This window comes from Acidaminobacter sp. QWL-03, from assembly GCF_058683855.1.
In genome coordinates this window covers 2,056,646-2,082,527 of record NZ_CM178752.1, presented here as the reverse complement: position 1 = coordinate 2,082,527, position 25,882 = coordinate 2,056,646, and the positions used below count along the sequence as shown (strand labels likewise).

Below are 25,882 nucleotides of genomic sequence, written 5' to 3'. Positions count from 1 at the left end.
TTGAATGACTGACAGAGGTGCAGAGATTGAAAAATATTGATTTTAACAGCGTTCCAAGTCCGTGCTACGTGGTGGATGAGCGGCTTCTCAGAAGAAATCTGGAGATCCTGGATTCGGTTCAAAAGCGCACAGGCGCTTCAATTCTTCTGGCACTAAAGGGGTTTTCCATGGCGTCCATGCTGCCCGTTGTCGGGGAATACCTGGCGGGAATCACCGCCAGCTCGCTTCATGAAGCGCGCCTTGGCCATGACTACATGGGCAAGGAAGTCCACGCTTATGCGCCGGCATTCATTGAACATGAATTCGAAGAGCTGATGGGGTATTGTGACCATCTGGTCTTCAACTCCTTCGTTCAATGGGAGAAATATCGGGACAGGGTGAAAGCCTACACGGGCAAGAAGATCGAATGTGGCCTTCGCGTCAATCCGGAGTATTCTGAAATTGAAGTGGAGCTTTACAATCCGTGCGCGCCAAATTCCCGCATGGGGATTACGCTGGACAATTTCCATCCGGAGATGCTGGAAGGCATTGACGGACTCCATTTCCACACGCTTTGCGAGCAAAATTCGGACGCCCTTGCCAGAACTATTCCGGTTGTGGATGAGAAGTTCGGGCCTTATCTGTCGCAGATGAAATGGCTCAATTTTGGCGGGGGGCATCACATCACCCGCGAGGATTATGACATTGAGTCCCTGGTGGAATCCATCCTGTTTATGAAAAACAAGTACAACCTTAAGATTTATCTTGAGCCGGGGGAAGCCATTGCACTCAACACGGGCTATCTGGTGTCTACGGTGCTGGATGTCGTCAAGAACGGCATGGATTTGGCCATTCTTGACGCTTCGGCGGCCTGCCATATGCCGGACGTCCTTGAGATGCCGTACCGCCCTAACATCATTGGTGCGGGAAAACCTGGTGAGAAGCCTTACGCGTACCGCCTGGGCGGCAATACCTGCCTGTCCGGTGACGTGATTGGGGATTATTCTTTTGATGCGCCTTTAAAGCCTGGTGACCGGTTAGTCTTCATGGACATGGCCCATTACACCATGGTTAAGAACAACACGTTCAATGGCGTTAACCTTCCGTCCATTGCGTCTTACAATGAGACTGACGGGATCAGGGTTCACAGGACCTTCGGGTTCGAGGACTATGTATCGCGGCTTTAGAAGCCCGATTGGTTGTGAAGAATTAAAGCAATAAATAAAGCGTTCTCTTTTCGGCAGTTAAGTTGACCGAAAAGAGAACGCTTTTTTATGTTCTTATCCTTGGCGCATGCGCTACGCCTGACAAGCCTCTTCATACTCTGAGACGAGCTCATCCATGACGGCCTGTACCGTTGAGATTTTATCCAGCTTGAAGGCGTTGTGACCTGCAAAGACCAGGCCTTTGTCGACTTCACCTGTGACGGCTTCAATCAGTTTTTTAGTGATGCAGAATGGTGTTGTGCCGGGATCACAGTGGCTGAGGCAGCGGGTGCAGGCGGTGACTGGAATGCGCCCGGCTTCGAGGCTGCGCGTCATGTCGTTGCGGATCGCGCGGCCGGGGAGTCCAACAGGACTCTGAATAATGACCACATCTTCTTCCGTAGCATCCAGGTACATCTGTTTAAAGGCGTCATCCGCGTCGCATTCTTCTGTAGCGACGAAGCGCGTGGAGATCTGAACACCGGCAGCGCCAAGATCCAAGGCTTTTTTGATGTCGGCGCCGCTGAAGATGCCGCCTGCGGCTATTACGGGAATAGGTTTTTGATAACGGTCCGCAAAGGATTTGACGGCTGCCAATACTTCATCAACTAAGGTGTAAAGGTCTTTGGCCGTGCCTTCCAGTTCTTCACGGGAGAACCCGAGGTGACCGCCAGCGAGAGGACCTTCCACGATGATGGCGTCCGGAACGACCTGATAGCGTCGGTCCCATAACTTGAGCAGCGTCTCTGCGGCTTTGCCGGAGGAGACTATGGGCGCGAACTTGGTCTTTGTGCCCTGAACAAATTCAGGAAGGTTCTTAGGCAGACCCGCGCCTGAAATGACGAGATCGATGCCTTCTTTGACGGCTTCCTTCACAAAATCTGTATACTCACGCGTCGCTGTCAGGAAATTGATGCCGATGATCCCGTGCGGGCTCATGTCTCTTGCTTTTCTGATTTCGTTACGAATCCCTCTGAGGTTGGCTTCCAAAGGGTTGGTCCAAAAATCAGGCTCTCGGAACCCAGGCTGCGCGCCGGAGATGACGCCGACGCCTCCGGCGTTCGCTACGGCAGCCGCCAGTCTGGACATGGAAACGCCAATGCCCATACCGCCCTGAATGACAGGCAGGCGTGCTTCGAGATCCCCAATTTTCAGGGTTGGCAGATTCAATATAATCACACTCCTTATAAAAAAAGGATCAGCGGTTGCCGACCCTGCATGTAGACGATTTCAGTTTCCAACTCTTAATATAGGATAAAAGTTGTTAAAAGTCAATGATAGATATTAGTATCAGGTATCAAAAATGAAAATAAAAACCCGTGGAAACCTTTATTGATCAAGGTCTCCACGGGTGATCCCGCCATAATTTTGTGCAGCTTCAGGTCGCTTTTCTTCGTCGTGCATAAGTTCTGACATATTTACCTACGGTCGAGGAGACGATGAGCCCGCTGGCTATAGCGACTGCAATCATGAACGACTCTGAGCCCTTGGACACCGCTTCGGAAAAATTCTGCAGCATGATCGACTCCATGGTGTAGAAAATCCCATACCCGGGCACAAACGGGATGATGCCCGGAATGATGAATATGGTGGCTGGTTTCCGGAAATGGTTTGCGAGGAGCTCGCCGATCAGACCGACGGTGACTGCGCCGGCAAAGTTTGCGAAAATAATGGTGCCGCCGAGCTGCATGATCAGCGTATAAAGCATCCAGCCCAGCGCGCCGTTTAAGCTGGCTGTCAGCAGATGCCGCCTCGGGATGTTGAAGATGACCGCGAAGCCCAAGGTGGCCAGAAAGGAAGTCAAACCGCTGGTAAACAGTGTCATGGCATCAACCCTCCAAGCAGCAATCTCGAAGCGTTGAGCGTGACGGCGACACCCAGGACCAGCGCTACCGAAATGACAATGGCCTCAGAGGTTCGCGACATCCCTGAAACGTAATCGCCAGAAATGGAATCTCTGACGGCGTTTGTGATGGCGACGCCCGGAACCATGGTCATGATGGCGCCTATGATTATGATGTTCATATCTACCTCAATCCCCAGGAGGACGCAAAGCACGGAAAATGCTATAGAAGCGGCAGCTGCCACCACGCCGCCGAAAATATTGCGCATAAACAGGCTCGCGTCGAGGGCGAACAGGAACTCGGTGACCGCGGCGGTGATGACAGAAGCGATCATTGCGCCTCCGAATTCGACGAACCCGCCATTATACATCAGTGTGAAAAAGCTGCTGCTCACCCCGGCGAACAAAAGTCTGGTCCACAAATTATACTGTGAGGATTTTTTAATGTCGTTCAGCTTGATCTTAGCCTCGGTTACACTCATGTCGCCGGATGAGAATTCCCGGCTCAACTCATTTACTCTGGTGATTCTCATCAGGTCTATCCCGATGCGCTTATTTCTTTCAATATGGCTATAAAGCTCGTTCTCGTATTCTATGGATAAGAAAATTGCGGTAGGAATCACAAAGGCCTGAACGTTGCTGATCCCCCTGGAACTGAGTATGTGCTCAACGGTGCTTTCGGCCCGATAGGTCTCCGCACCGTTCTCAAGCAGGACTCGACCCGCCAGAGAAGCAAAAAGAAGTAACTCCTTGATTTCGTATCGTTCCAGAGCGGGCACCTCCTCAGAAAACTTAATTTGTCGCGTTTGCGTTTTAGAATCGCCTCTTTTTTTACCTCTTGTGTGGCGGTGTTTGAGGCGCTGTGTCGGTGTGTACTTGAGTCCTAAGTGTGATAAACTGTAGTCATCAGACCAGCAGTTGGAGGGCCGGTTCGGCTGGATTCCGACGCAAAGGAGTCAATCCCATTATGTCATGACTGGTTAAATGGATGCAATAGTCATTTGCTTAAATAATCATTCAAGGAAAGGCGGTTTAGCCGATGGTTCCCAATCCTCCACCCAAGCAAAAGTCCATCTTTGGACTTGAAAGAAATATCTTTTTTATTGGACTTACCAGCTTTCTCACGGATACGACGACCAAAATGATCTATGCGGTCATGCCGCTGTTCTTGTTGTCACTGGGCGCCACCAAAATCGAATTGTCCCTCATTGAAGGGATCGCAGAGAGCACCGCGTCTGTCCTGAAAGCTCTGTCAGGCTGGTGGAGTGACAAAATCAGAAAAAACAAGCCCTTTATGCTTGTGGGCTATTTGTTCACTGCGGCCTTATCCCCGCTTTTCGCCTTTGCGTCCTCACCGTTTCATGTGCTTGGCATCCGCTTCGCCGAACGGGTAGGCAAGGGCATTCGCACTGCACCGAGAGACAGCCTGATCGCAGCCTCCTCAGAGGAGGGCGGGCGGGGAAAGGGCTTCGGTTTTCATAAGGCTATGGACAACAGTGGCGCGATCCTTGGTCCGCTTCTTGCGGCAGGGGTGCTGCTCCTGTTTCCGGGGGATTATCGCAAAGTCTTCGTATTCGCTGCAATTCCAGCGGCCTTTGGCGTGGTCTCCATCCTGGTCTTCGTTAAGGAGTGCCGGCAGATGGAAGTGCAGAAACTGGGCATGATTCATCTGCGGGATTTTTCAGGGCGCTATTACATGTTCTTGAGCATTGTCTTTATCTTTACACTGGGTAATTCCACGGATGCCCTGCTCCTCGTCAAGGCAGGCGACGTAGGCGTCCAGGCGGGCTGGATCCCAATGCTTTACTTGGCCTTTAACGGTGTCTCGGTGGTTTTTTCAGTGCCGGCCGGAATTCTCTCGGACCGAATTGGCAGAGAGCGATTGATCATTGCCGGTTATTTGCTTTATTCGGGGATTTATTTTGGATTTGGCCAGGTGGTCAAGGTTCCTTCAGTCGTGATGCTTTTTGCGCTCTATGGGCTCTATAGCGCCTTAACGGATGGGACACAGAAGGCAATGGTTTCAGATCTTGTCAAGCGAGACGTCCGTGGTACGGGTCTGGGACTTTACAACAGCCTGGTTGGGATCACGCTGCTGCCGGCAAGTCTGATCGCAGGCTATCTCTATGATCGCGTGGACAACCAGGCGCCGTTTTATTTTGGTGCAGGCATGGCAATGCTGGCAGCACTGCTCATGATAGGGTTTTATCTGTGGTTCAGACCTGAAGAAAACAGAAGAAATGCGGATTAAGTCGAAAAAATGCGGTTAAAGGCAAAATTTTCTTTGTGGAGGTCCTTTGAAGGGCGGGCGTCGACATAGAAAAAACTTTACATTCAAAATTTCTGTGATAAAATTTCTTTGGATGGCAGCCTGCGTGCGCCATACCTTTTATGAAAGACCTGAAATGCTGGAAAGACCTTAAAACTGCTCAGAGCCAGCGCGGCCAGAGACAGACATCGTGATTCAATCGCCTTTTTGGCGTGCGGCTCGTCCTGTTCTGGGGCGGGTCATTTTTGTGTTTTTGGGTAAGAATGAGTTAAGAAACTCGGTGTCAGCGGCCTTAGGCCTATCGACCCCCGGTTTCACTTTTAGGAAATTGGTGTCAGACACCATCTTCCGCACGTTGAAAGGATGAGTGTTTCCATGAGAATCGGGATCATAGGTGCAGGCAAGGTCGGGACGTCCTTTGGTCTTTTCTTAAAAGACCGGGGTGAGACCATCACGGGCTATGCCAGCAGGACTTACAGTTCAGCCTGCGAAGCCGCTGCGCTGACGGGCAGCAAGCCTTTCCTGGATCCTTTGGAACTGATCCGAAACTCGGAACTCATTTTTCTCACGGTGGTGGACGATCAGATAGAACCGCTGGCAGCGGCGCTGGCGGCAAAGGTTGTCAAAAGCGCTTTGAAAGCCGCTCCTACGGCTCCTTATTATCCTATCTTCGTCCATATGAGCGGCGCCCATAGTGTCATGGCCCTTGAACCGCTGGCGGCCGCCGGTTTTGAAACGGCGACGCTGCATCCGCTGCAGTCGGTATCTGAAATTGAGCGTGCCAGAAACGCCTTTGGTGATTCGCTCTTTACGGCTGAAATAACTCCGGGAGGCAGCTTTGAGGGTTGGCTGGCGACCATCGGCATAAGCTTTGTTAGGATTGAGGCGGGAAACAAAGCGCTGTATCATGCCGGGGCGGTATTTGCCTCAAATTTTGTGGTGACAGTGCTGGACGCAGCGATTCAATTGTTTGAACAGATTGGTTTTACCGAGGAAGAGGCCAGACGCGGACTGATGCCGCTGGTGTACGGGAGCGTGGAAAATGTGGCGCGCTCAGGCGCGGAGAGGGCGCTGACGGGACCAGTCGCCAGAGGGGATGTCGCCACGGTGGCTAAGCATCTGGAGGCGCTGGGTGCCCTGGATGACCTGGACAGCGGAGTTTTGCCGGACGCGGCAGCGCTCTATAAGTCCCTTTCCAGGGCAACGCTGTCGCTGGCAATGCGATATAAACTGACCAAGGACCCAGGGGCGGCGGCCGAGCTGAAGGCCTTGCTCGCGAAGGAGGATACCAAGCGTGAAGGATAAAAAATTTACAGTGAGTGATCTCAAAGCTTTTAAAGCCCGCGGCGAGAAAATCGCTATGCTGACTGCCTATGATTACAGCATGGCCAAACTGTTGGATGATGCCGGCGTAGACAGCTTGCTGGTGGGGGACTCTCTGGGCATGACCATGCTGGGCTACGAAAATACCCTTCAAGTGACTATGGAGGACATGATCCATCACACCAAGGCCGTGCGCAGAGGAACGAAAAACGCCTTTCTTATTGCGGACATGCCGTTTCTCTCCTATCACGTCACGGTTGAAGAGGCGGTTCGAAATGCCGGGCGCTTTGTTCGGGAGGCTTTGGTGGACGCGGTGAAAGTCGAGGGCGGCGTTGAGATGGCGGAGACCATCAGGGCAATTGTCAGAGCTCAGATTCCGGTCGTCGCGCATATTGGGCTGACACCGCAGTCGGTGAACGTTTTTGGAGGTTTCAAGGTCCAGGGCAAGAGCCTCGATCAGGCGAAAAAGCTAATTGAGGACGCGCTGGCGGTTCAGGAAGCGGGGGCGTGCGCGATTGTGCTGGAATGCATCCCTGCAAAGTTGGCAAAGGTAATAAGCGAAAAGCTTGAAATTCCAACGATTGGCATTGGCGCCGGCCCGGACTGCGACGGCCAGGTGCTGGTCATCCAGGACATGATTGGGATGTTCAAGACCTTTACGCCGAAGTTTGTGAAGCGGTTTGCCGGTGTCGGCGAGCAGATTGAGGCGGCGGCTGAGGCTTATATTCGCGAGATCAACAGCGGCGCGTTCCCGGGGCCGGAGCACACCTTTGGCATGGATGACGAGGTGCTTGAGAAGCTCTATTAGGAGTCCCAAGGCTTTTTCCGATGGTTGTAGATCTCAAAAGTCGAAGCAAATTGAAATTCAGGCCGGATGGGCCCTTTAAATTGGAGGAATGCCAAAATGGAAGTGGTTAAAAACCCCCGCGTCTTGACGCAAACCCTGAAGACGCTGAAAAAAGAGGGAAAATCGGTTGGGCTGGTGCCTACAATGGGCTACCTGCACGAAGGTCATTTGTCCTTGGTGCGGGAGGCGCGCCGCAATAATGAGATCGTTGTTGTCAGCATCTTTGTGAATCCGACACAATTTGGACCCAATGAGGATCTGGCTAGCTATCCGAGGGATTTTGAAAGGGATTCGTCACTGCTAGATGAGGCGGGGGTGGATTATATTTTCGCGCCGGAGATTCACGATATGTATTCACACGGGTATGCCACTTATGTGGATGTGGAAGGTGAACTGACGGGCAGACTTTGCGGGGCCAGCAGACCGGGACATTTTCGCGGCGTCGCAACGGTGGTCAGTAAACTGTTTAATATTGTTGCACCAGAACGCGCTTATTTTGGAATCAAGGATGCCCAGCAGGTCGCAGTTATCAGGCGCATGGCCATGGACCTCAATTTTGATCTTGAAATTGTGGCTTGCCCAATCGTTCGAGAAGCGGATGGCCTTGCCCTCAGCTCCCGAAATGTCTATCTCAGCGAGGCTGAGCGTGTGGATGCTTTGGTGTTGTCTCAAAGCCTGTTTATGGCCCGAGATATGATTGCTTCCGGAGAACGCAGCGCTGAAGCCATCCGCAGGGCAATAGCGGATCGTATTGGAGCTGTGTCTTCTGCGGTCATTGATTACATCGAGATAGTGGATGCAATGACCTTGGCGCCGGTGGACGTCATGTCAGGGAAAATCCTGATTGCGCTGGCGGTCAAGGTAGGAAAACCCAGGTTGATAGACAACCTTCAGATTGAGGTGAACTAAAATGATGCTTAATATGTTCAAAGCAAAAATTCACAGGGCAACGGTCACGGAGGCCAACCTGAATTATGTTGGAAGTATCACCATAGACAAGCTTCTTCTGAAGGCGTCCGGTATTTTGCCTGGCGAGCGCGTTCAGATCGTGAACAACAATAATGGCGCGCGCCTGGAGACTTATGTCATTGAAGGTGAGGCCGGTTCCGGTGTTATCTGCCTGAATGGCGCCGCTGCAAGACATGTTCACGTGGGCGATAATGTGATTATTATAGCTTACTGCTGGATTGATGCGGAGGAAGCGAAGACTTTTAAGCCGTCTGTCGTCTTCGTCAATGACAAGAATGCCATTAGCGAGATCACAGATCATGAGACGCATGGGGAAATAATGTAAAGCTGTGACGTGCACAAACAAAAGTGGTCCCGCCTGACAGAGAGCTTGCTCTCTGCCGGGCGGGACCACTTTTGTTTGTATAGGGCGGAGCCCGATACCGAAGCGCAGCCTGCGGCCACACGGAGTGTGGCTGTGGGCGAAGCGAGGTGCACGTCGGGTAGAGTAAGGAGGTATCTTACGATAGGGCGGAGCCCGATACCGAAGCGCAGCCTGCGGCCACACGGAGTGTGGCTGTGGGCGAAGCAATAGGCGCCAGCCGCGAGGTGCACGTCGGGTAGAGTGAGGAGGTATCTTACGATAGGGCGCAGCCCGCGACCGAGCGAAGCAATGGTCGCGTTTGAGGTGTAACTAGGTGTCTGACACCGAGTTTCTGAAGCTCTGGCACCATTTTTGAAACTGTCCGCGTCCCCAAAAAAAAGAAAAAGGGCCGAATTTGGCCCTTTTGTCATTAATGCGGGTGCTTTATCTCATGGTGGTCATGCGCATGATCATGCTTGTCTTCATGATCCCGATCTCTGGCGCAGTCGCGGGCTGTGCCCACCAGAATATCAAGGGCGTGCTCAAGGGACTGAAGCAGAACCTCGAGATTCTCAGCCACGGCTTTTGGGCTTCCGGGAAGGTTGACAATCAGCGTTCTTCCTCTGATTCCGGCGGCAGCGCGAGAGAGCATACCGCGTGGCGTGATCTCCATGCTGCGTCGGCGCATGGCTTCAGGGATGCCTGGGACTTCCCTGTCAATAACATCTTTTGTCGCCTCAGGTGTAAAATCTCTTGGCGAAAAGCCGGTGCCGCCGGTGGTCAGGATGAGGTCGATCTCCCCTGAATCACTGAGGTGTCTCAAATGTGCCGCGATTTCATCCCGTTCATCTGCCACAAGGATGGACTTCGCAATCTCGTAGCCTTCTGTCTGCATAGTGGTGCGGATCAGGTCGCCGCTGGCGTCTTCACGTTCACCCTTGGCGCCTTTGTCGCTGGCGGTCAGAACAGCTATGCGGTATGCGGTTTTTGTAGACATAAAAAGCCTCCTTAAAAGGTGAAAAGCGATATGGTTTATTTTGAGCGAATAGATAATTTAATTTCATGTCTATTATACCTTACGTTGTCCAAGTTTTTTAAGTAAATTATATGGTCGGTGAACGTGGCTCAAAGGTTATCGTTGAACAGTTTGTCAACTGTACATAAGTGATCGCTATATTATTTGGAGAATAACGCCTTTACATTCTCGCGTACCTATAATAAAATTCTATTAAAGTTGAACTAGATTAATATAATTCTATTAAAAAAATTCGGATGTCTGCGGCTGATGCCTTTGACCTCCGTTAACATCAAATGTATAAGGAGGTTCTCACTGTGAAGCCCATTCGTCCGCTGATCGAAATTGAAGAAGCTAAGGCTATCATACGCAAATGTTTTTCTGAGCGCCCGGTCAAAACAGAACGCGTCACCTTGTTTGAGGCGTTGGGCCGGTATCTCGCAAGCGATTTGGTTGCGGATCAGGACATGCCGCCGTTCGATAAATCTACAGTAGATGGCTATGCGGTTAAAACTGAAGTGCTCGCACAGCAGTCTGGAGACCGGTATACTCTTATAGAAGGCATGCCGTCTCTCAAACTGATTGGCGAAGTCATGATGGGTGCTGAAGCGAAACTGCCTAATAATACTGAAGAAGATAACTGTGTCTACATCCCGACAGGAGGTTTTTTGCCCGATGGTTATGACGCGGTAGTTAAGATTGAAGAGACCATCCAACATGGTGACCGAATACTTTTCAAAAACATTATAAAAACGGATCAGCCGAATACTTTCCATTTACTCTCCCTTCAACCCGGCAGCAACATTATCCGAAAAGGCGAAGATGTCAGGGGTGGCGAAAAAATCATCAAACGCGGCAGGCGACTGACCCGCTATGATCTTGGCGTACTTGGCATGCTGGGCTTCAACGAAGTTGAGGTCATCGTGCCGCCGAGCCTGTCCATCGCCACAACCGGCGATGAGCTGGTGGACATTGATGCCCCTCTCAGCCCGGGAAAAATCAGGGATATCAACGGCACGGTACTCGCAGGTATAGCCCGGGAGTGGGGACTTGGGCCGGTAAAGCTGACACGCCTCGAAGATACCTACGAAGCGGTTGAGAATTACATCAAGAGCGAAATCGACCAATGCGATCTTTTGATCACCTCCGGCGGCAGCAGCGTTGGCAAGAAGGACTACATCCCGGCGGTCGTTGAAAACTTGTCGGATGAGGGACTGCTCTTTCACGGCATGAATATCAAGCCCGGAAAACCTATTGGCGTCGCCGCAATGAATGGGAAGCCAATCGTCTTGCTCCCCGGGAATCCTGTCTCTACGGTCGTCGGATTCATTGTGCTTGTCAGTGAGCTGATCAATCAGTTTGGCTTTGACATTCAGCATCCCTTTTGCTACGCTGGACTGAAAGAGTCCATCGGCCCGGAAGACGGGCGGACGACCTTTCACATGGTCAGACTCACCGAAGGTGAGGGGGCAATGACGGCCATGCCGCTCAGGGGGAAATCCGGTCTGATCACCTACATTGCCAACGCGGATGGCTATGTCATAGCGCCGCTGGATGGAGGTACGGTTGAGGCTGGAGAGCAGGTCAAGGTGTTTTTACTTTAATGGCTTTAACCGGTCGAATTTGGCGGCTTGACCACCGGAGTAATCAGATGGGAGGTGTCCCGTGCAGGACGCTTATGGAAGGACTATACGCTATTTGAGGATATCGGTGACGGACCGCTGTAATTTGCGCTGCCGTTATTGTATGCCTCCATCGGGGATGCCGGCGAAGCTGGACCATGATAAAATCTTAAGGAACGAGGAAATTGTCGAAGTGGCCCGCGTAGCGGCAAGTCTTGGCATCGACAAGATCCGTTTGACAGGTGGGGAACCTCTGGTCAGAAAAGGCATTGTCGAGCTGGTGGCGGAGCTCGCGGCCATACCAGGCATTAAGGACCTGGCCATGACGACCAACGCCGTGATGCTGGACACTATGGCAGAACCGCTGAAGGCAGCAGGCCTGCGGCGCATCAACGTGTCGCTGGATACGCTGAACCCTGAGCGCTTCAAAGAAATGACCCGTGGCGGCGACCTCGCCCGGGTACTGAAAGGTCTCGAAGAGGCTGAGCGCGTAGGCATATGGCCCATCCGCGTCAACAGTGTCCTGATTGGCGGAGAGAACGAGTCCGAGATTCGGGAAATGGCTGAGCTCACACGAAGCAAAGGCTATGACGTCCGGTTCATTGAACTGATGCCTATAGGCGAAGCCGCAGCCTGGACGGAAGAGCATTTTATTTCCACGGACCGGGTTCTGGAGATCCTCCCTGAATTGGTACCGGACATAGCAAAGGCCCATGACGGACCGGCGCGCTATTTCAGATTACCGGGGGCAAGTGGTCGAATTGGCTTGATTCAGCCCATTTCCTGCAACTTCTGTGCGGACTGTGACCGCATCCGTTTGACGGCAGACGGCAAAATTAAGCCTTGCCTGCATTCTGATAAAGAGATTGATTTACTCGCGGCGCTGCGTGCCGGTGAGGACCTTGTTCCAATCATCCGAGAGGCCGTCGGGCTCAAACCGGAAAAGCATCACATGGAAGAAAGTGATTATGTGCCAATTGTTCGCGGCATGTATAAAATAGGAGGATAACATGGCGAAAATCAGATCTGTCAACATCAGCGAAAAGAAGGGCACAATCAAAACGCGCATTGAATCTGGACGTTTCGAGCTCAACCTGGGACTGGTGGGCGACGCGCACAGTGGTTCATGGCACAGAATGGTCAGTCTTTTGGCTGAAGAGAGCATTGAAAAGGTCAGAAAGATGGGTCTGCCTGAGCTGAAAGCCGGCGATTTCGCCGAAAATCTGACGACGGAGGGCATTGTCCTCCATACCCTGCCCATTGGTACCAAGCTAAGAATTGGTCAGACGCTCATGGAGGTCACCCAGATTGGCAAGGAATGCCACGCGGGATGCGAAATCCGTAATAAAGTTGGAGACTGCGTCATGCCGCGGGAAGGGATCTTCTGCAGGGTGCTTGAGGCAGGGGACGTTAAAGCGGGCGATGATATTACCGTTGAGATGGAAGGGCTTAAAAAACTATAATACTGAACAGGGCGGGAGCCCTGTTTTTTTGAGTGAAACTGGGTGTTTGATACCCGATTTGCCTTCATTCCTTTTTATTGGCGTACATAGCTCAACCTATGGTAAAATTAAACCGGCAAAATTATCTCTTTAGATCTGGAGGTCAACATGACTGAATATAATAAGAATCTTGACTACTACGAAAACCGGGCCGCGGAAATGACAGGCAAGCTGCTGGAAAAGCTGGACACACAGGAGGTCAGAACCATGGCGAATCTGTGTGAACTCACGAGCTTTAAAATTGGCGGCCCGGCGGATCTCTTGATAGAGCCGGCTTCATTAGAGGCTGTCGCCGCTGCCCTTGAGCTTTTGAAAAAAGATGCATTCCCCTTCATGGTCATTGGCAACGGGAGCAATCTCCTGTTCTCGGACAACGGGTATCGCGGGGCAATACTTAGAATCGCAGACAATCTGACAAACGTTGAGATTGAGGACACACAGGTGACCGCTGAGGCGGGGATTCTGCTTTCAAAGCTGGCCAATCAGCTGCTGGACAAAGAACTCGCGGGCTTCGAATTTGCTTCCGGCATACCAGGCACCCTGGGCGGCGCGGTCTATATGAACGCCGGCGCCTATGATGGTGAAATGAAAGATGTGGTGGCGTGGGCAGAAGTGCTGATGCCTGATGGGAAGGTCGAAAGACTGACCAATGCTGAACTGGGTTTTTCTTACCGTCACAGCCGAATTATGGAGGCCGGCGGGATTGTCCTGCGTGTTGGTCTTGAGCTTAACCGGGGTATGTATAAGGATATCAAGGCGAAGACGGACGATCTGACCGAAAAGAGAACCTCAAAGCAGCCTCTCGAAAAAGCAAGTGCTGGCAGTACGTTTAAACGGCCGGCGGGATATTTCGCGGGAAAACTCATTGAGGACGCTGGTCTGAGAGGGCTTTCCTACGGAAAGGCTCAGGTGAGTCCAAAGCACTGCGGGTTTATTGTCAATAACGGTGGCGCGACGGCAGAGCAAGTGCTCCATCTCATCAATGTGGTCCGGAAAACGGTGCGGGATACCTATGGGGTCGAGCTTGAACCAGAGGTACGCATTATTCCGGAATTTCCGGAAGTTCCAGAAATTCCGGTTTAGGGTGAGTGGTGGACTGTGGAACCATCGGCAAAATTCTTTGGAAATAGCCTGGAAACCGCATTGTCGCCTCATGAGGAGGGACTGAACGTGATCAGAATTTACGCAGATTATCATACACACACCACTTACAGCGACGGCAAGGGCTCCATTGAGGACAACGTGCGGGCGGCTGTGGCAAGGGGACTCAAAATCCTGGCCATCAGCGACCACGGACCCCAGCATCTGACCTATGGCATCAAACGGAAAAAATATGCGGAGATGCGGGGAATCATTGACGAAATGAATGCCAAGTATCCCATGATCCAGACAATGCTTGGTCTAGAGGCCAATATCATGGACGCGGACGGGCGGCTGGACGTGGACGAGGGCATGCTGCGCATGGCGGACGTGCTGCTCGCGGGCTATCACTTTGGGAGTCTCAGCGGCGATCTCAAGGGCACCAGCGCCCTTCACAGGCTCAACTTTGAGGGACGGCTGTCCAGCAAAGCGGCGCAGAAGGCCAAAGAACTGAACACCAAGGCCATGATCAAGGCTATGCATAACTACGACATCAAGATCCTGACCCACCCGGGCGCCAAAGGGGCTATTGAGATCATGTCTGTGGCGGAGGCGGCCATTGCAACCCATACGGCGCTGGAAATCAATGCGAACCGCCACGGACATCTGACTCTTGAAGATTTGCTGCTGCTGCGAAGCAGCGCTTGTCTGTTCGCTATCAATTCGGATGCCCACCGCCCTGAAATGATCGGGCGCTTCGAGCCGGCCATAGAGCGGGCGCTCAGGGCGAAGATTCCGTGCAGTAGGATTATAAATTGCCTCAAGTCAGAAGACGAAGACGAAGTCAAAGCCGAAGCGCCTGAGGGTGTTAAAGGATTGGAAAAGGCGGGTGAGGTCTTATGGCGGTGAATCCAGGCGCTGCTATGCGCTACGTCATAGTCACAGGCTTGTCCGGGGCCGGCCGCAGTCAGGCCATGAAGGCTTTTGAGGACATGGGCTGGTACTGTGTTGACAATATGCCGCCTGCGCTGATCCCGCAGTTCGCGGAGCTGGTGAAGAACCAGTCGGAGCCAATTGAGCGAGCGGCCCTGGTCGCGGACATACGGGGCGGGCGCTTTTTTGACGATCTCGAAAATGGAATTGAGGGCCTCAGACAGACCGGGGCCTCCGTGCAGATCCTCTTTTTGGAGGCTTCGACGGCGGAGCTGATCAAGCGGTTCAAGGAAACCCGGCGCACGCATCCCATCAATCCAACTGGGAGTATCGCGGCCGGCATAGAAATGGAACGGGAGCGCCTGGAGGCGATTCGCGCCAGTGCAGATAAGATCATCGATACGACGCAGAAGACCATAGGCCAGTTCAGGACTGAGATTCAGAAGGCCTTTGAGCCGGAGGAGATCGAGGACAGCATGAGCATCTCGATTCAGACTTTTGGCTTCAAGCGCGGGATCCCCCTGGACGCCGACCTGGTCTTTGACGTGCGAATGCTGCCGAATCCTTTTTACATTGCCGAGCTCCGGAACCTGACGGGCAATGACGCCGAGGTTCAGAACTACGTCATGAAATTTCAGGACAGTCTGTCCTATTACGAGCGGCTTCTCGACATGGTCGAGTTCCTTATTCCGCTGTGCATCAAGGAGAAGCGGGCTCAGCTCGTGGTGGCGATTGGCTGCACCGGCGGCCAGCACCGCTCTGTGACCTTTGGAAACTTGCTGGCGCATACGCTAAAAGAGCGCGGCAGAACGGTGGCAGTGTACCATCGGGAGCTGAGCGGTCAATGATCAGGGCGCCAGAGATTAAAAAAATTGAGCCGATGGTTCCGCGATCAGACCTCAAAATCGTGGCGATCGGGGGCGGCAGCGGGCTCTCGATTTTGCTGCGGGGACTCAAGCAAGTGACGCGGGACGTCGTGGCGGTCGTCGCCATGTCGGATGACGGCGGCGGTTCCGGCGTCCTTCGGGAGGATCTGGGCATGCTGCCGCCGGGTGATATCCGAAGCTGTATTGTCGCGCTGGCCAACCAGGAGCCGGTCCTGTTGGACTTGCTCAATTACCGCTTCAAAGAAGGCAACCTCAGCGGCCAGAACCTGGGGAACCTGATGATTGCAGCCTTGAGTGACATTTCCAACAGCTTTGAGGAAGCGATCCGGCTGATCCACGAGATATTTGCCGTGACAGGCCGCGTCCTCCCGGTGACGCTGGAGGACGTGCGCTTGAAGGCGATGCTGTCGGATGGTTCCGTGGTGGAGGGGGAATCGAAGATTCCGATTCAGTCCGCCGCGGCGGGCCTCAGGATTGAGCGGATTTCCATGGTGCCGGAAAAACCAAAAGCGCTGGATGAGGTGCTGACGAGCATAGCCGAAGCGGATGTCATTGTGATGGGGCCAGGGAGTCTCTACACCAGTATTTTGCCAAATCTGTTGGTAGATGGCGTTTCGGAGGCTATTCGAAAGACTGGCGCGCCGAAAGTTTTTGTGGTCAACCTAATGTCCCAAAGAGGCGAGACGGATGGCTATGGCTTGTCCGATTACTATAAAGCCCTTGAGGCCCACGCCGGTCCGGGTCTTGTGACTCACGTGCTGTTCAACAATGCCATCATTGATGAGTCCATAGTCGCACGGTATGAAGCAGAGCGGGCTTCACCGGTTCGGATGACTGCCACGGACAAGGCTTATTTTGAGGATCGGGGCATAGAGATTTTGCTGGACGACTTTGTTGAAGTGGTGAAGGGCTACATACGCCACGATGCGCTAAAAGTCGCGCAGCGCTTGGAAGCTCTGGTGGATATTAAGATTTACCATCATGGAGAGTAAGTGATTCCATGGTGATTTTGTGAAGTTTGAGTCGGTGCCTATAGTTGGGCGCCGGCTTTTTTTTGTTGGATGATCGTTAAAATTGAGGGGGGGTAGAGACCTTGAATCTGGTAAATTTTAATGAAATGAGTTACAAATGACTTATTTTAAAGTGGGACTGTTTTGAAAATAATGGTCTCACCATCTTGAGAACTGAGTTTTTTAAGCAGGTTGACGTCAGTTGTGAGGCTCTCTATATAGTTCTGTCATTGAAAATAAGTCGTTTATAACTCGCTTTAAAGGGAACTGGCGCATAATTGAGCAATATCAAGGTGTTGGATTACTTGGGAAATGAGTTGAAATTGACTTGAATTATATTTTGAATATTGAATATCTTGAGTAAGCAGTGAGTGTTGCCTCTAACTTTGACAATTTCAGATCTTCATTTGCCGATTATGAGTGAGTTATCATAGATAATGTCATAAAATTACATTTATAGTTTGGCATAGAAATTGCTTATTAATATAATGAGTCACTTCAGAAACTGTAAGATAGAGATCCGCCAATAGAGGATCGGGGAGGAAGTCACGTGCAAAATAATTCAGCACCCATAAAACTTGAACGCTCCATCAGCTTCGCCGGATTTCTGGGCATGGGCATAGGCTGTGTGTTTGGCTCCTCCTGGCTGCTGATGACCGGGATCTGGATGACGGCGTCCGGTGGACCGGTCAACGCGCTGCTGGCCTTTATCCTTGGCCTTTTGATGCTTCTGGTTATGGCTTCTTCTTATACCAGGATCATGCCAATGTTTCCGGAAGGCGGGGGAGAGATGCATTACGCCGGCCGGGCTTTTGGCGCTCGCATAGCGCTCGTCGCGGGATGGTGCGGGTTTCTTGTCAACGGCGTGATCTGCGCCTGGCAGACACTGGCTATATTCAAAATGCTCTATGTACTCTTTCCGGTGCTTGAAGGCCAAAATGTCCTGTATGCTGTTGGCGGCCAGCCGGTAACGCTTTGGGCTGTCCTGATCGGAGTCGCCCTTGTCTTTGGTATCGCATGGATGCAGTATCGAGGCACAAAATTTTTTTCGAGGGCTCAAGTCGTCCTTATAGCGATCGTCATAACCATGGTGGTTGGAGCCTTTATTGCTGGTATGCTTTTCTTTGATCCTAATAATTTATCACCTCTGGCTGTCAAGTCGACGTTTGACGGTACAATCTCACTGCTGGTACTCCTGCCCTTCTCCATTGCCGGCTGGGAAAACATCTCAAAAGGCGTGGAGGAGGCCAGCGCGAGCCTCAGCGTCAGGCGGATTGGTCAGGCCATGATGCTGTCAATCCTCATTTCCACCTTATTGTATGGTGCGCTGCTGTTCCTTCAGGCGGGGCTGATGCATTGGCAGGAGATGGCATCGACGTCCATTCCTTTTTCGGACAGCTTGGTTAGACTTACCGGTGTGCCTGCTTTTAAAGGCATCCTGCTGTCAGCCGCTGTTTTCAATATTATAGGCGTTTTTAACGGCATGTTCTTTGGTGCGGTACGGTCCTTGTATGCCCTGGGGAAGGCAGGTCTGATTCCCCGGTGCTTTGCCGCGGTTCATCCTGTTTACAAGACCCCGGTCAATGCAATTCTGTTTGTTGCACTTGTCGTTGCCATTACCCCGTTTGTAGGAAGCGCGGTATTTGCAGCTCTCGTCAACTTAGCTGCGTTTTTCTACATCCTTTTGTGGGGCTCGACTGTATTTTCCGCCCATCACCTCAGAAAGCGTTCTGCCGATGGTCAGCCACAGTCCTTCCACGCAAAAATCCTCGACTTCATGGGAATTGGCGTGGTGGTCTTCCTCACACTTGCCATGCTGCTTCCATTCAGCCCAGGCGCCCTTCAATGGCCTGCGGAATATGCGCTGCTGGTGTTTATGATTGGCTCAGGCTTTCTGTTTTATGCCGCACGTCCTAAAGCTGAGAGCATTCACGGCAACGAGGCTGCGGACAGCCTTTGAGTATTCAGACAGAGCAGGTGGACGTGGAAGAAGGTGTCTGACACCTTCTTCCAACTTCTCCATACATTCTGCCAATGATAAAGACGTGGGAATATTTAGTAGGCGTTCTCAAGGCAATTGAATGAATAAATGATAGCAAAATAAGGGAAGAGGAAGATGGGTGTGATTTGGCCCGTCTTCCTCTTCCCTTATACTATTGGGGTCTGATTGACTTATTCCATATATTTTCTGTATAGCCGGCTTGCCTTGCTCTGTGAAATGTGAAGCGCTTTCGCGGCCTTGTAGGAGCTTCCGAAATGCTCGAAGGCTTTCAAAATCAAAGTTTTTTCAATCTCTTCGAGAGCGATGTCCAGCGGTGGAAGCTCTGACTGAGCTGGGTCCAGCGGCACGAGTGCGTCCCGGAATAAGTGCATTGGGAGATCATGTGGTTCAATGACTTTTCCCGGGACGGTGACGACCAGCTGTTCTATGACGTGCTGAAGCTCTCTGACGTTTCCCGGCCAGCGGTAATTCTGGAGGATTTCCAGGCAGTCCTTGGACATTTCACGATTTAGTTTATATTCTCTGTTGTATTTGTTCAGGAAAAGGGTGGCCATGGCTTTCAAATCTTCTTTTCTGTCACGGAGCGGCGGAATCTGAAGGTCGACGACTTTTAGGCGGTAATAGAGATCCTCGCGAAAATTCTTTCCTTTGACGAGGGCCATCAGGTCTGCGTTTGTGGCTGAAATGATTCGAACGTCAATGGATTTGGACTTGGTGGATCCCACAGGAATAAACCGCTTGTCCTGGATGAGCTCCAGGAACTTGGCCTGCAGCGGCAGCGGCACGTCGCCAATTTCGTCCAGGAAGAGCGTGCCGCCGCTCGCCAGTTCCACTAAGCCGACTTTTCCTTTTTTGTCCGCTCCGGTAAACGCGCCGGCGACATAACCAAAGAGTTCAGATTCCAGCAAGTTGGGCGGAATGGCGGCGCAGTTGATGGTGATGAAGGGACCGTCCTTTCGTGTGCTTTTGGAATGGATGTATTTCGCCAGGATGCTCTTTCCTGTGCCGGACTCTCCCGAGATCAGGATGGTGGAGTGAATGGATGACAGGCGGTCGATCATGTCAACAATGGATTTCATCTTGGAATTGTTGATGATGAGGTTCTCTGTTTCTCTCAACTCGTTTCGTCTGAGTTCGTCAATTTCATTTTTGTAGCGAATCATTTGCTCTTTTGTGTGCTCAAGATCAGCTTTGATGGCTTCCATCTCAGTGACGTCCCTGCAGTTTTCGACGATTAAGTTGATATTCCCGTTTGCGTCAAAGGAGGGGGTTGCCGTAATCAGGAGGGTTTTGCCCATCTTCGTCTTCTGGCGGATGCTGATTTCTTTTTTTTGCTCAATGACCATAGGCAAAGGGGATTGGTCGCAATATTGGTTATCGAGGAGGAAGCTGATATGCTTGCCCATGATTTCTTCGCGCGTCAGACCATAGTTGGACTCGAAGGTTTTATTGCAGTAAACGGCAAAGCCGTCGCCGTCTGTGACGTAAATTTCGTCATGGGAGGCTTCGAGGATGGCAATATAAAAGTCGGCGTCAAACTGATTCACAAGAATCACTCCAGTTGTGTAATAGGTAATGTGATAACATAACTAGTTTAACATAGTGACGGATCAATGTGTAAGGGTTGGCCATGATAGATAGGATATAGGAATGGCGTGGAAACTAATAATGAATGAAGCGCGGATTTTGTATTTCGTTTTCATTACGGTGTCAGTCCCCAAACTCAACTCGGTGACAGACACTGTAATAATTTTTGTCCCTGACACCAGTCTCTAAATCCAATTGATCCGCATGGGGCACCACATTTTGTGGTATACTAAAGGATAATTATGTGTTCAAGCACAGAGGGACAATTCTAGACCAGAAGCATTCAAAATTGTCCCATTCACCTCACCGCAACTCAAATTTCTGGTATTGACCATAAGGGCGTGAAACCTTTGAAATATGTGACGAGCGCAGGCGGAGTCGTCTTTCATGGACGGCGGGTTCTGATCCTTAAAAAAATGAATGGTGATTGGGTGCTGCCTAAAGGTAAAGTTGAGCCCAAAGAGTCCCCGGAAAATGCTGCAGCCCGTGAAGTTTCAGAGGAGACTGGCATCACAGCGCAGGTTCTGGGCTATCTCGACGAGACCGGGTATCGGTTTAGAAACATCTGGAGTCAGCAGGAGCTGATCATCAAGCGGGTTCACTGGTATGCCATGATTGCCATGACCACGGAAATCATTCCCCTCGAGGAAGAGGGCTTTATTGACGGCAAGTTCGTCGATATCAGCGAGATTGACAATTTCCTCCGCTATAGTGACGAACGCGAAATGGTGCGAAAGGGAAAAGCTGTACTTGGACTGGAAGAAAGTATTGAGAAGGATTAAGCAGGTCCAGGAACAAGAACCAATAAGACAGGTGAGACTATGTCATTTTCATCCACAACCAAAAATGAGCTCTGCCAGATCCGGGGCGAGGATCGCTGCTGCCAGATTGCAGAGCTTTCTGCATTAATCAAGGTCAGCGGCTCTATCGGCTACGCTCGGGGAAAAGGGCTCAGTCTAACGCTGACGACAGAGAACCCGGCCATTGCCAGGCGAATTTTCTCCGGATTTAAGCGCATCTTTGGTCTGAGCGCAGAGATCCTGATCAAACAAAATCCCACGCTCAAGAAACACAACACTTATTTGATCGTCGTACGAGGCGCTGAGGAAATCCTGATAGCACTCAAAATCATTGACCACAGTGATGGCACTTATAAATTCGAAGACGGTATTCCGGAGGGCATCGCAACTAAGGAATGCTGTGTGAGGGCGTACTTAAGGGGCGTCTTTCTGGGCGGCGGCAGCCTCAGCGACCCCGAGAAAGGGTATCACCTGGAGTTTGTCACCAATGACGAGACCTACGCGGAAGCCCTCAGCCGTCTGATGGAGCGGTATGACTTGGCACCTAAAATCATCCAGAGAAAAAACCACTGGATCGTCTATATCAAGGAAGGGGATCAGATCGTAGATTTCCTTAACATTATCGGTGCCCACACCATCCTGCTGGAATTTGAAAACATCAGAATCGTGAAACAGATGCGCAATGACGTCAACCGTCTGGTCAACTGTGAAACGGCTAACCTCAACAAAACCGTGGATGCCTCCTATAGACAGATTGAGGACATTGAATTCATCATGGAGCGCGTTGGACTGGATTACCTCGGTGCCAATCTCCGAGAAGCCGCAGAAATGAGACTTGAAAATCGTGAGGCGACCCTCAAGGAAATTGGGGAAATGATGGATCCGCCCGTTGGCAAATCGGGCATTAACCATCGCTTCAGAAAAATAGAGAAGATCGCGGCTGACCTCAGAGTCAAGCTGAACGTCACCTAAGCGACAACCAATTAGTTTAACAACACAACCAGAACAGATTCCGCTGGAAAGGCGCGTTGATTGATGAGTAAATTTGTCCATTTACATCTTCATACTGAGTACAGCCTGCTGGACGGATTTACGGTCATAGACCGTTTGTTCGAACGGGTGAAAGAACAGGGCATGGACGCGGTGGCCATTACAGACCACGGCGTCATGTTTGGCGTGGTGGATTTTTACAAGGCTGCCAAAGCGGCAGGCGTCAAGCCCATCATAGGCTGCGAAGTTTATATGGCCAGCCGTTCCATGCACGACAAAGATGCGTCCATGGACAAGAACCGGGGGCACCTGGTGCTGTTGGCAGAGAATGCGAAGGGCTACGAAAACCTCATCCATCTGGTTTCCAGGGGATTCATCGAGGGCTATTATTATAAACCCAGAATAGACATGGAACTGCTCGCAAAGCACAGCGAAGGCCTGATCTGTCTCAGCGCCTGTCTGGCAGGTGACGTTCAAGTGCTGATCGCAGAAGACCGCTACGGTGAGGCCAAAGCCCTCGCCCTAAAATTCAGCGACATCTTTGGACCGGACCGCTATTACCTGGAGCTTCAGGATCACAGCATGGAGCTGCAGAAAAAGGTCAACCTTCAGTTGATTCGAATGTCCAAGGAGACCGGCATTCCCCTCGTCGCGACCAATGATGTCCATTACATTGAGCCGGGCGATCACGAGGTCCACGACGTCTTGCTGTGTATCCAGACGGGCAAAACCCTGGCGGATAAAGACCGGATGACCTTCCCGACCAGGGAGTTTTACCTGAAATCCCCGGACGAGATGCAGCGGCTCTTCCCCTACGCCCCTGAGGCTTTGGCCAACACGGTCAAGATCGCCCAGCGCTGCCACTTTGACTTTGATTTCAGCAGTCTGCACCTTCCGGAGTTTGACCTGCCCAAAGACATGACCGCCCAGGTCTACCTGAGGCAGCTCTGCTATGACGGCCTTCACAAGCGCTATCACGTGACACCGGAGCACATCCGGCGCCTGGAATTCGAGCTTGGCACCATCCACGACATGGGCTACGAGGATTACTTCCTCATAGTGTGGGACTTTATCAAATTTGCCAAGGAGCAGGGGATCCTTGTGGGGCCGGGGCGCGGCAGCGTCGGAGGCTCGCTCGTGGCGTACTGCCTTGAAATCACAGACGTGGATCCCTTGGCCTATGACCTGATTTTCGAACGGTTCCTGAATCCTGAGCGCGTCACCATGCCGGATATCGATATCGATTTCCAGGACGACCGGCGCCAGGAGGTCATCGATTACGTTGTACTCAAGTACGGCAAGGAGCATGTGGCGCAGATTGTGACCTTCGGCACCATGGCCGCAAGGGCCGCCATCAGAGATGTGGGGAGGGCTCTCAACCAGCCCTATGCTGACGTGGACAAGATTGCCAAAGAAATCCCTACCATACTGGGCATGACCATCAGCAAAGCACTGGAAATGAACGCCAAGCTGAAGGGGTTTTATGACACGGACGCCGAAGCCCGGCGCCTGATTGATTTCGCCAAAAAGGTCGAGGGGCTTCCTCGGCACTCGTCGACTCACGCTGCAGGCGTCGTGATCTCAAAAGCGCCTGTGGACCATTATGTACCGCTGACGGTTCAGGACGGCAACGTCACGACGCAGTTCGGCATGCTGCTGCTCGAAGAGCTGGGGCTCCTCAAAATGGATTTCCTGGGGCTGCGCACGCTGACGGTGATTCAGCGGGCTGTCGAGCTGATCAAGGAAAACTACGACCTCGACATAGATTTTTCAAAGATTTCAACGGACGACCCAAAGACCTACGTCGGGATTGGCAACGGCCAGACCCTGGGCATCTTCCAGCTGGAGAGCGCCGGCATGACGCGGTTCATGCGGGAGCTGAGGCCGACTTGCCTGGAGGATATCATCGCGGGCATTTCCCTTTACAGACCAGGGCCTATGGATTCGATCCCCAGATATGTCAAAAGTAAAAACAACCCGCAGCTGATCACCTATTCAGATCCAAAGCTGAAGGAGATTCTGGGCGTGACTTACGGCTGCCTGGTCTATCAGGAACAGGTTATGCAGATCGTCCGCGAGCTGGGAGGCTATTCCTATGGCCGGAGTGACCTTGTTCGGCGGGCCATGTCCAAGAAAAAAATGTCGGTCATGGAAGAAGAGCGACGCTATTTCATCCACGGCAAGCTGGATGACGAGGGCAACGTGGAAATCCCAGGCTGCCTGCGCAATGGCGTGTCCAAAGAGGCAGCGGACGCCATTTTTGACGACATGATCGACTTCGCCAAATACGCCTTCAATAAAAGTCACGCCGCCGGCTACGCGCTGGTCAGCTTCCAGACGGCCTGGCTGAAGGCCCATTATCCCATTGAATTTATGGCTGCCCTCATGTCCAGCGTCATGGGCAGCCAGACCAAGCTGGCGGTCTACATAGTCGAATGCCAGCGCATGAACCTCAGAGTCCTGGCGCCAAGCGTCAACCACAGCCTTGAACAGTTTTCCGTGGAGGGCAGCGCCATCCGCTATGGCCTTCTCGGCATCAAAAATGTGGGAAGCGGCATCATCAGAGCTCTGGTCGAGGAGCGCGAGCAACACGGTCCGTACCGGAATTTTACGGAATTCTGCGACCGGCTTCCGGCCGGCGAACTCAACAAGAAGGCCGTGGAAAGCTTGATTAAGGCCGGGGCCTTTGACGGCATGGGTGCTCGACGCTCCCAGCTGCTGGCCTCCTATGAGCGTATTGTCGACAGCGCTCACCGAGAAAAGCGCAATAACGCGGCAGGCCAGGTCAGCCTGTTTTCAGGCCTGGGCATGGCTATGGCGGCGGGTGTCAATTCAAGTACAGGTACAAATACTAATACTAATACTAATACTAATACTAATACTAATACTTCAGCCGATGGTCACGGTGCCGCAACCTCAGCCCCACCCGGCATGTCTGGCCTGGATACCGCACCGCCCGAACTGCTGCCGGACGTACCCGAGTTTGACGTCCGAACCCTGTTGGCCTTCGAGAAGGAAGTCCTTGGCATCTATTTCAGCGGGCACCCACTTTCGGCCTACAAGGACGACGTGGACAACATCTCCAGTCTAAGGCTCAGCGACCTGTTTGAAAGTTGGGAGGAGGGCACCGGTGTCTTCTCGGACGGCGAGCGTGTCGTCGTCGCAGGCCTCATAGCCAAACGTACGGACAAGATCACCAAAAACAATTCCAGAATGTGCTTCCTGAGCCTGGAGGACCTCTACGCCGCCATCGAGGTGCTGGTCTTCCCCCTGATAATGACGCGCTATGAGCTGCACCTGAATGAAGACAGTTTCATCATTGCGGAGGGCAGACTCAGCCTTCGGGAGGACGAGCCGCCAAAGCTCGTGGCGGATGCCATCTATCCTTTGACGACTGAGACCATCAAGCGCTTCAGGAAAGTGCCGGATCCAAAGCTCTTCTTAAAAATGGCGCATCTGGAGGCCGCTCAATGGGAGCGGGTTAAAAAGATCCTCCAGAACTATGCAGGGGATACAGAGGTCATCCTTTACCTTGAGAAGGAAAAGAAGACTATCCGAACCCAGGAAAAACTATGGGTGAAGCCTGCAGAAAGGCTTCTGACGGAACTTAGAGTCGAACTGGGTCACGACTCAGTTAAACTGAAGTGAGACTGCGTTGAGCTTTATTTTTAACAAA

Annotated in this window: 22 protein-coding genes; 17 read left to right on the top strand and 5 right to left on the bottom strand. The window is 52.0% G+C overall.

The window, feature by feature from the left end; all coding sequences use genetic code 11:
• The first annotated feature begins 26 nt into the window (after nt 1–26).
• Complete coding sequence (gene nspC, locus AC4PHM_RS09680) at nt 27–1,166, top strand: carboxynorspermidine decarboxylase (RefSeq protein WP_492017610.1); 1,140 nt, start codon at nt 27–29, stop codon at nt 1,164–1,166.
• Between the two features lie 111 nt (nt 1,167–1,277).
• Here the strand turns inward: nspC and AC4PHM_RS09675 are convergent, their stop codons facing one another.
• The 3 genes from AC4PHM_RS09675 to AC4PHM_RS09665 all read right to left on the bottom strand — a co-directional run bounded on the left by AC4PHM_RS09675 (nt 1,278) and on the right by AC4PHM_RS09665 (nt 3,806).
• A complete protein-coding gene (locus AC4PHM_RS09675) occupies nt 1,278–2,354 on the bottom strand; it encodes an NAD(P)H-dependent flavin oxidoreductase (RefSeq protein ID WP_492017609.1) in 1,077 nt (358 codons plus the stop codon).
• Between the two features lie 208 nt (nt 2,355–2,562).
• Nucleotides 2,563–3,009, bottom strand: coding sequence for a threonine/serine exporter family protein (locus AC4PHM_RS09670; protein WP_492017608.1), 447 nt, complete (start codon nt 3,007–3,009; stop codon nt 2,563–2,565).
• Entirely contained in the window at nt 3,006–3,806 is an 801-nt protein-coding gene (locus AC4PHM_RS09665) for a threonine/serine exporter family protein (RefSeq protein WP_492017607.1), read from the bottom strand. The genes AC4PHM_RS09670 and AC4PHM_RS09665 overlap by 4 nt, the downstream gene beginning before the upstream one ends.
• Before the next feature lie 260 nt (nt 3,807–4,066).
• On the opposite strand from AC4PHM_RS09665, the gene AC4PHM_RS09660 reads away from it, so the two are divergent.
• From AC4PHM_RS09660 to panD, 5 genes are all read left to right on the top strand, one after another.
• Nucleotides 4,067–5,278: an MFS transporter gene (locus AC4PHM_RS09660; protein ID WP_492017606.1), complete on the top strand. Its 1,212-nt coding sequence runs from the start codon at nt 4,067–4,069 to the stop codon at nt 5,276–5,278.
• Nucleotides 5,279–5,671: 393 nt separating this feature from the next.
• Nucleotides 5,672–6,601, top strand: a complete 930-nt coding sequence (locus AC4PHM_RS09655; protein ID WP_492017605.1) for a Rossmann-like and DUF2520 domain-containing protein — start codon at nt 5,672–5,674, stop codon at nt 6,599–6,601.
• The gene (gene panB, locus AC4PHM_RS09650) at nt 6,591–7,427 is read left to right on the top strand and encodes a 3-methyl-2-oxobutanoate hydroxymethyltransferase (RefSeq protein ID WP_492017604.1); all 837 of its coding nucleotides are present in this window, start codon (nt 6,591–6,593) and stop codon (nt 7,425–7,427) included. The genes AC4PHM_RS09655 and panB overlap by 11 nt, the downstream gene beginning before the upstream one ends.
• Before the next feature lie 96 nt (nt 7,428–7,523).
• Nucleotides 7,524–8,375, top strand: a complete 852-nt coding sequence (gene panC, locus AC4PHM_RS09645) for a pantoate--beta-alanine ligase (RefSeq protein ID WP_492017603.1) — start codon at nt 7,524–7,526, stop codon at nt 8,373–8,375.
• Nucleotide 8,376: 1 nt separating this feature from the next.
• Nucleotides 8,377–8,760 (top strand): aspartate 1-decarboxylase, encoded by a 384-nt coding sequence (gene panD / locus AC4PHM_RS09640; RefSeq protein WP_492017602.1) that lies wholly within the window; start codon nt 8,377–8,379, stop codon nt 8,758–8,760.
• A 448-nt stretch (nt 8,761–9,208) separates the two neighbouring features.
• Here the strand turns inward: panD and AC4PHM_RS09635 are convergent, their stop codons facing one another.
• The gene (locus AC4PHM_RS09635; protein ID WP_492017601.1) at nt 9,209–9,775 is read right to left on the bottom strand and encodes a MogA/MoaB family molybdenum cofactor biosynthesis protein; all 567 of its coding nucleotides are present in this window, start codon (nt 9,773–9,775) and stop codon (nt 9,209–9,211) included.
• Nucleotides 9,776–10,110: 335 nt separating this feature from the next.
• Here AC4PHM_RS09635 and AC4PHM_RS09630 point away from each other — a divergent pair, with 335 nt between their 5' ends.
• The 8 genes from AC4PHM_RS09630 (at nt 10,111) to AC4PHM_RS09595 (ending at nt 18,787) form a co-directional block, all read left to right on the top strand.
• The gene (locus tag AC4PHM_RS09630) at nt 10,111–11,397 is read left to right on the top strand and encodes a molybdopterin molybdotransferase MoeA (protein ID WP_492017600.1); all 1,287 of its coding nucleotides are present in this window, start codon (nt 10,111–10,113) and stop codon (nt 11,395–11,397) included.
• A gap of 61 nt (nt 11,398–11,458) precedes the next feature.
• Nucleotides 11,459–12,424 (top strand): GTP 3',8-cyclase MoaA, encoded by a 966-nt coding sequence (gene moaA / locus AC4PHM_RS09625; RefSeq protein WP_492017599.1) that lies wholly within the window; start codon nt 11,459–11,461, stop codon nt 12,422–12,424.
• 1 nt (nt 12,425) lies between these two features.
• Complete coding sequence (locus tag AC4PHM_RS09620) at nt 12,426–12,878, top strand: MOSC domain-containing protein (RefSeq protein ID WP_492017598.1); 453 nt, start codon at nt 12,426–12,428, stop codon at nt 12,876–12,878.
• A 147-nt stretch (nt 12,879–13,025) separates the two neighbouring features.
• Complete coding sequence (gene murB / locus AC4PHM_RS09615; RefSeq protein WP_492017597.1) at nt 13,026–14,000, top strand: UDP-N-acetylmuramate dehydrogenase; 975 nt, start codon at nt 13,026–13,028, stop codon at nt 13,998–14,000.
• A gap of 87 nt (nt 14,001–14,087) precedes the next feature.
• A complete protein-coding gene (locus tag AC4PHM_RS09610) occupies nt 14,088–14,906 on the top strand; it encodes a PHP domain-containing protein (RefSeq protein ID WP_492017596.1) in 819 nt (272 codons plus the stop codon).
• A complete protein-coding gene (rapZ, locus tag AC4PHM_RS09605) occupies nt 14,897–15,778 on the top strand; it encodes an RNase adapter RapZ (RefSeq protein ID WP_492017595.1) in 882 nt (293 codons plus the stop codon). The genes AC4PHM_RS09610 and rapZ overlap by 10 nt, the downstream gene beginning before the upstream one ends.
• The gene (locus AC4PHM_RS09600; RefSeq protein WP_492017594.1) at nt 15,775–16,809 is read left to right on the top strand and encodes a gluconeogenesis factor YvcK family protein; all 1,035 of its coding nucleotides are present in this window, start codon (nt 15,775–15,777) and stop codon (nt 16,807–16,809) included. The genes rapZ and AC4PHM_RS09600 overlap by 4 nt, the downstream gene beginning before the upstream one ends.
• A gap of 568 nt (nt 16,810–17,377) precedes the next feature.
• Nucleotides 17,378–18,787 (top strand): APC family permease, encoded by a 1,410-nt coding sequence (locus AC4PHM_RS09595; RefSeq protein ID WP_492017593.1) that lies wholly within the window; start codon nt 17,378–17,380, stop codon nt 18,785–18,787.
• 212 nt (nt 18,788–18,999) lie between these two features.
• On the opposite strand, the gene AC4PHM_RS09590 is transcribed toward AC4PHM_RS09595, so the two are convergent.
• On the bottom strand, nt 19,000–20,376 hold the full coding sequence (locus AC4PHM_RS09590) for a sigma-54 interaction domain-containing protein (RefSeq protein WP_492017592.1): 1,377 nt from the start codon (nt 20,374–20,376) through the stop codon (nt 19,000–19,002).
• A 399-nt stretch (nt 20,377–20,775) separates the two neighbouring features.
• On the opposite strand from AC4PHM_RS09590, the gene AC4PHM_RS09585 reads away from it, so the two are divergent.
• The 3 genes from AC4PHM_RS09585 (at nt 20,776) to AC4PHM_RS09575 (ending at nt 25,854) form a co-directional block, all read left to right on the top strand.
• The gene (locus tag AC4PHM_RS09585; protein WP_492020493.1) at nt 20,776–21,198 is read left to right on the top strand and encodes an NUDIX hydrolase; all 423 of its coding nucleotides are present in this window, start codon (nt 20,776–20,778) and stop codon (nt 21,196–21,198) included.
• 39 nt (nt 21,199–21,237) lie between these two features.
• Nucleotides 21,238–22,188, top strand: a complete 951-nt coding sequence (gene whiA, locus AC4PHM_RS09580; protein ID WP_492017591.1) for a DNA-binding protein WhiA — start codon at nt 21,238–21,240, stop codon at nt 22,186–22,188.
• Nucleotides 22,189–22,251: 63 nt separating this feature from the next.
• Nucleotides 22,252–25,854 carry a DNA polymerase III subunit alpha gene (locus AC4PHM_RS09575; protein ID WP_492017590.1) on the top strand — a complete coding sequence of 1,201 codons (3,603 nt, stop codon included), beginning with the start codon at nt 22,252–22,254 and terminating at the stop codon, nt 25,852–25,854.
• The last annotated feature ends 28 nt before the right edge of the window (nt 25,855–25,882 follow it).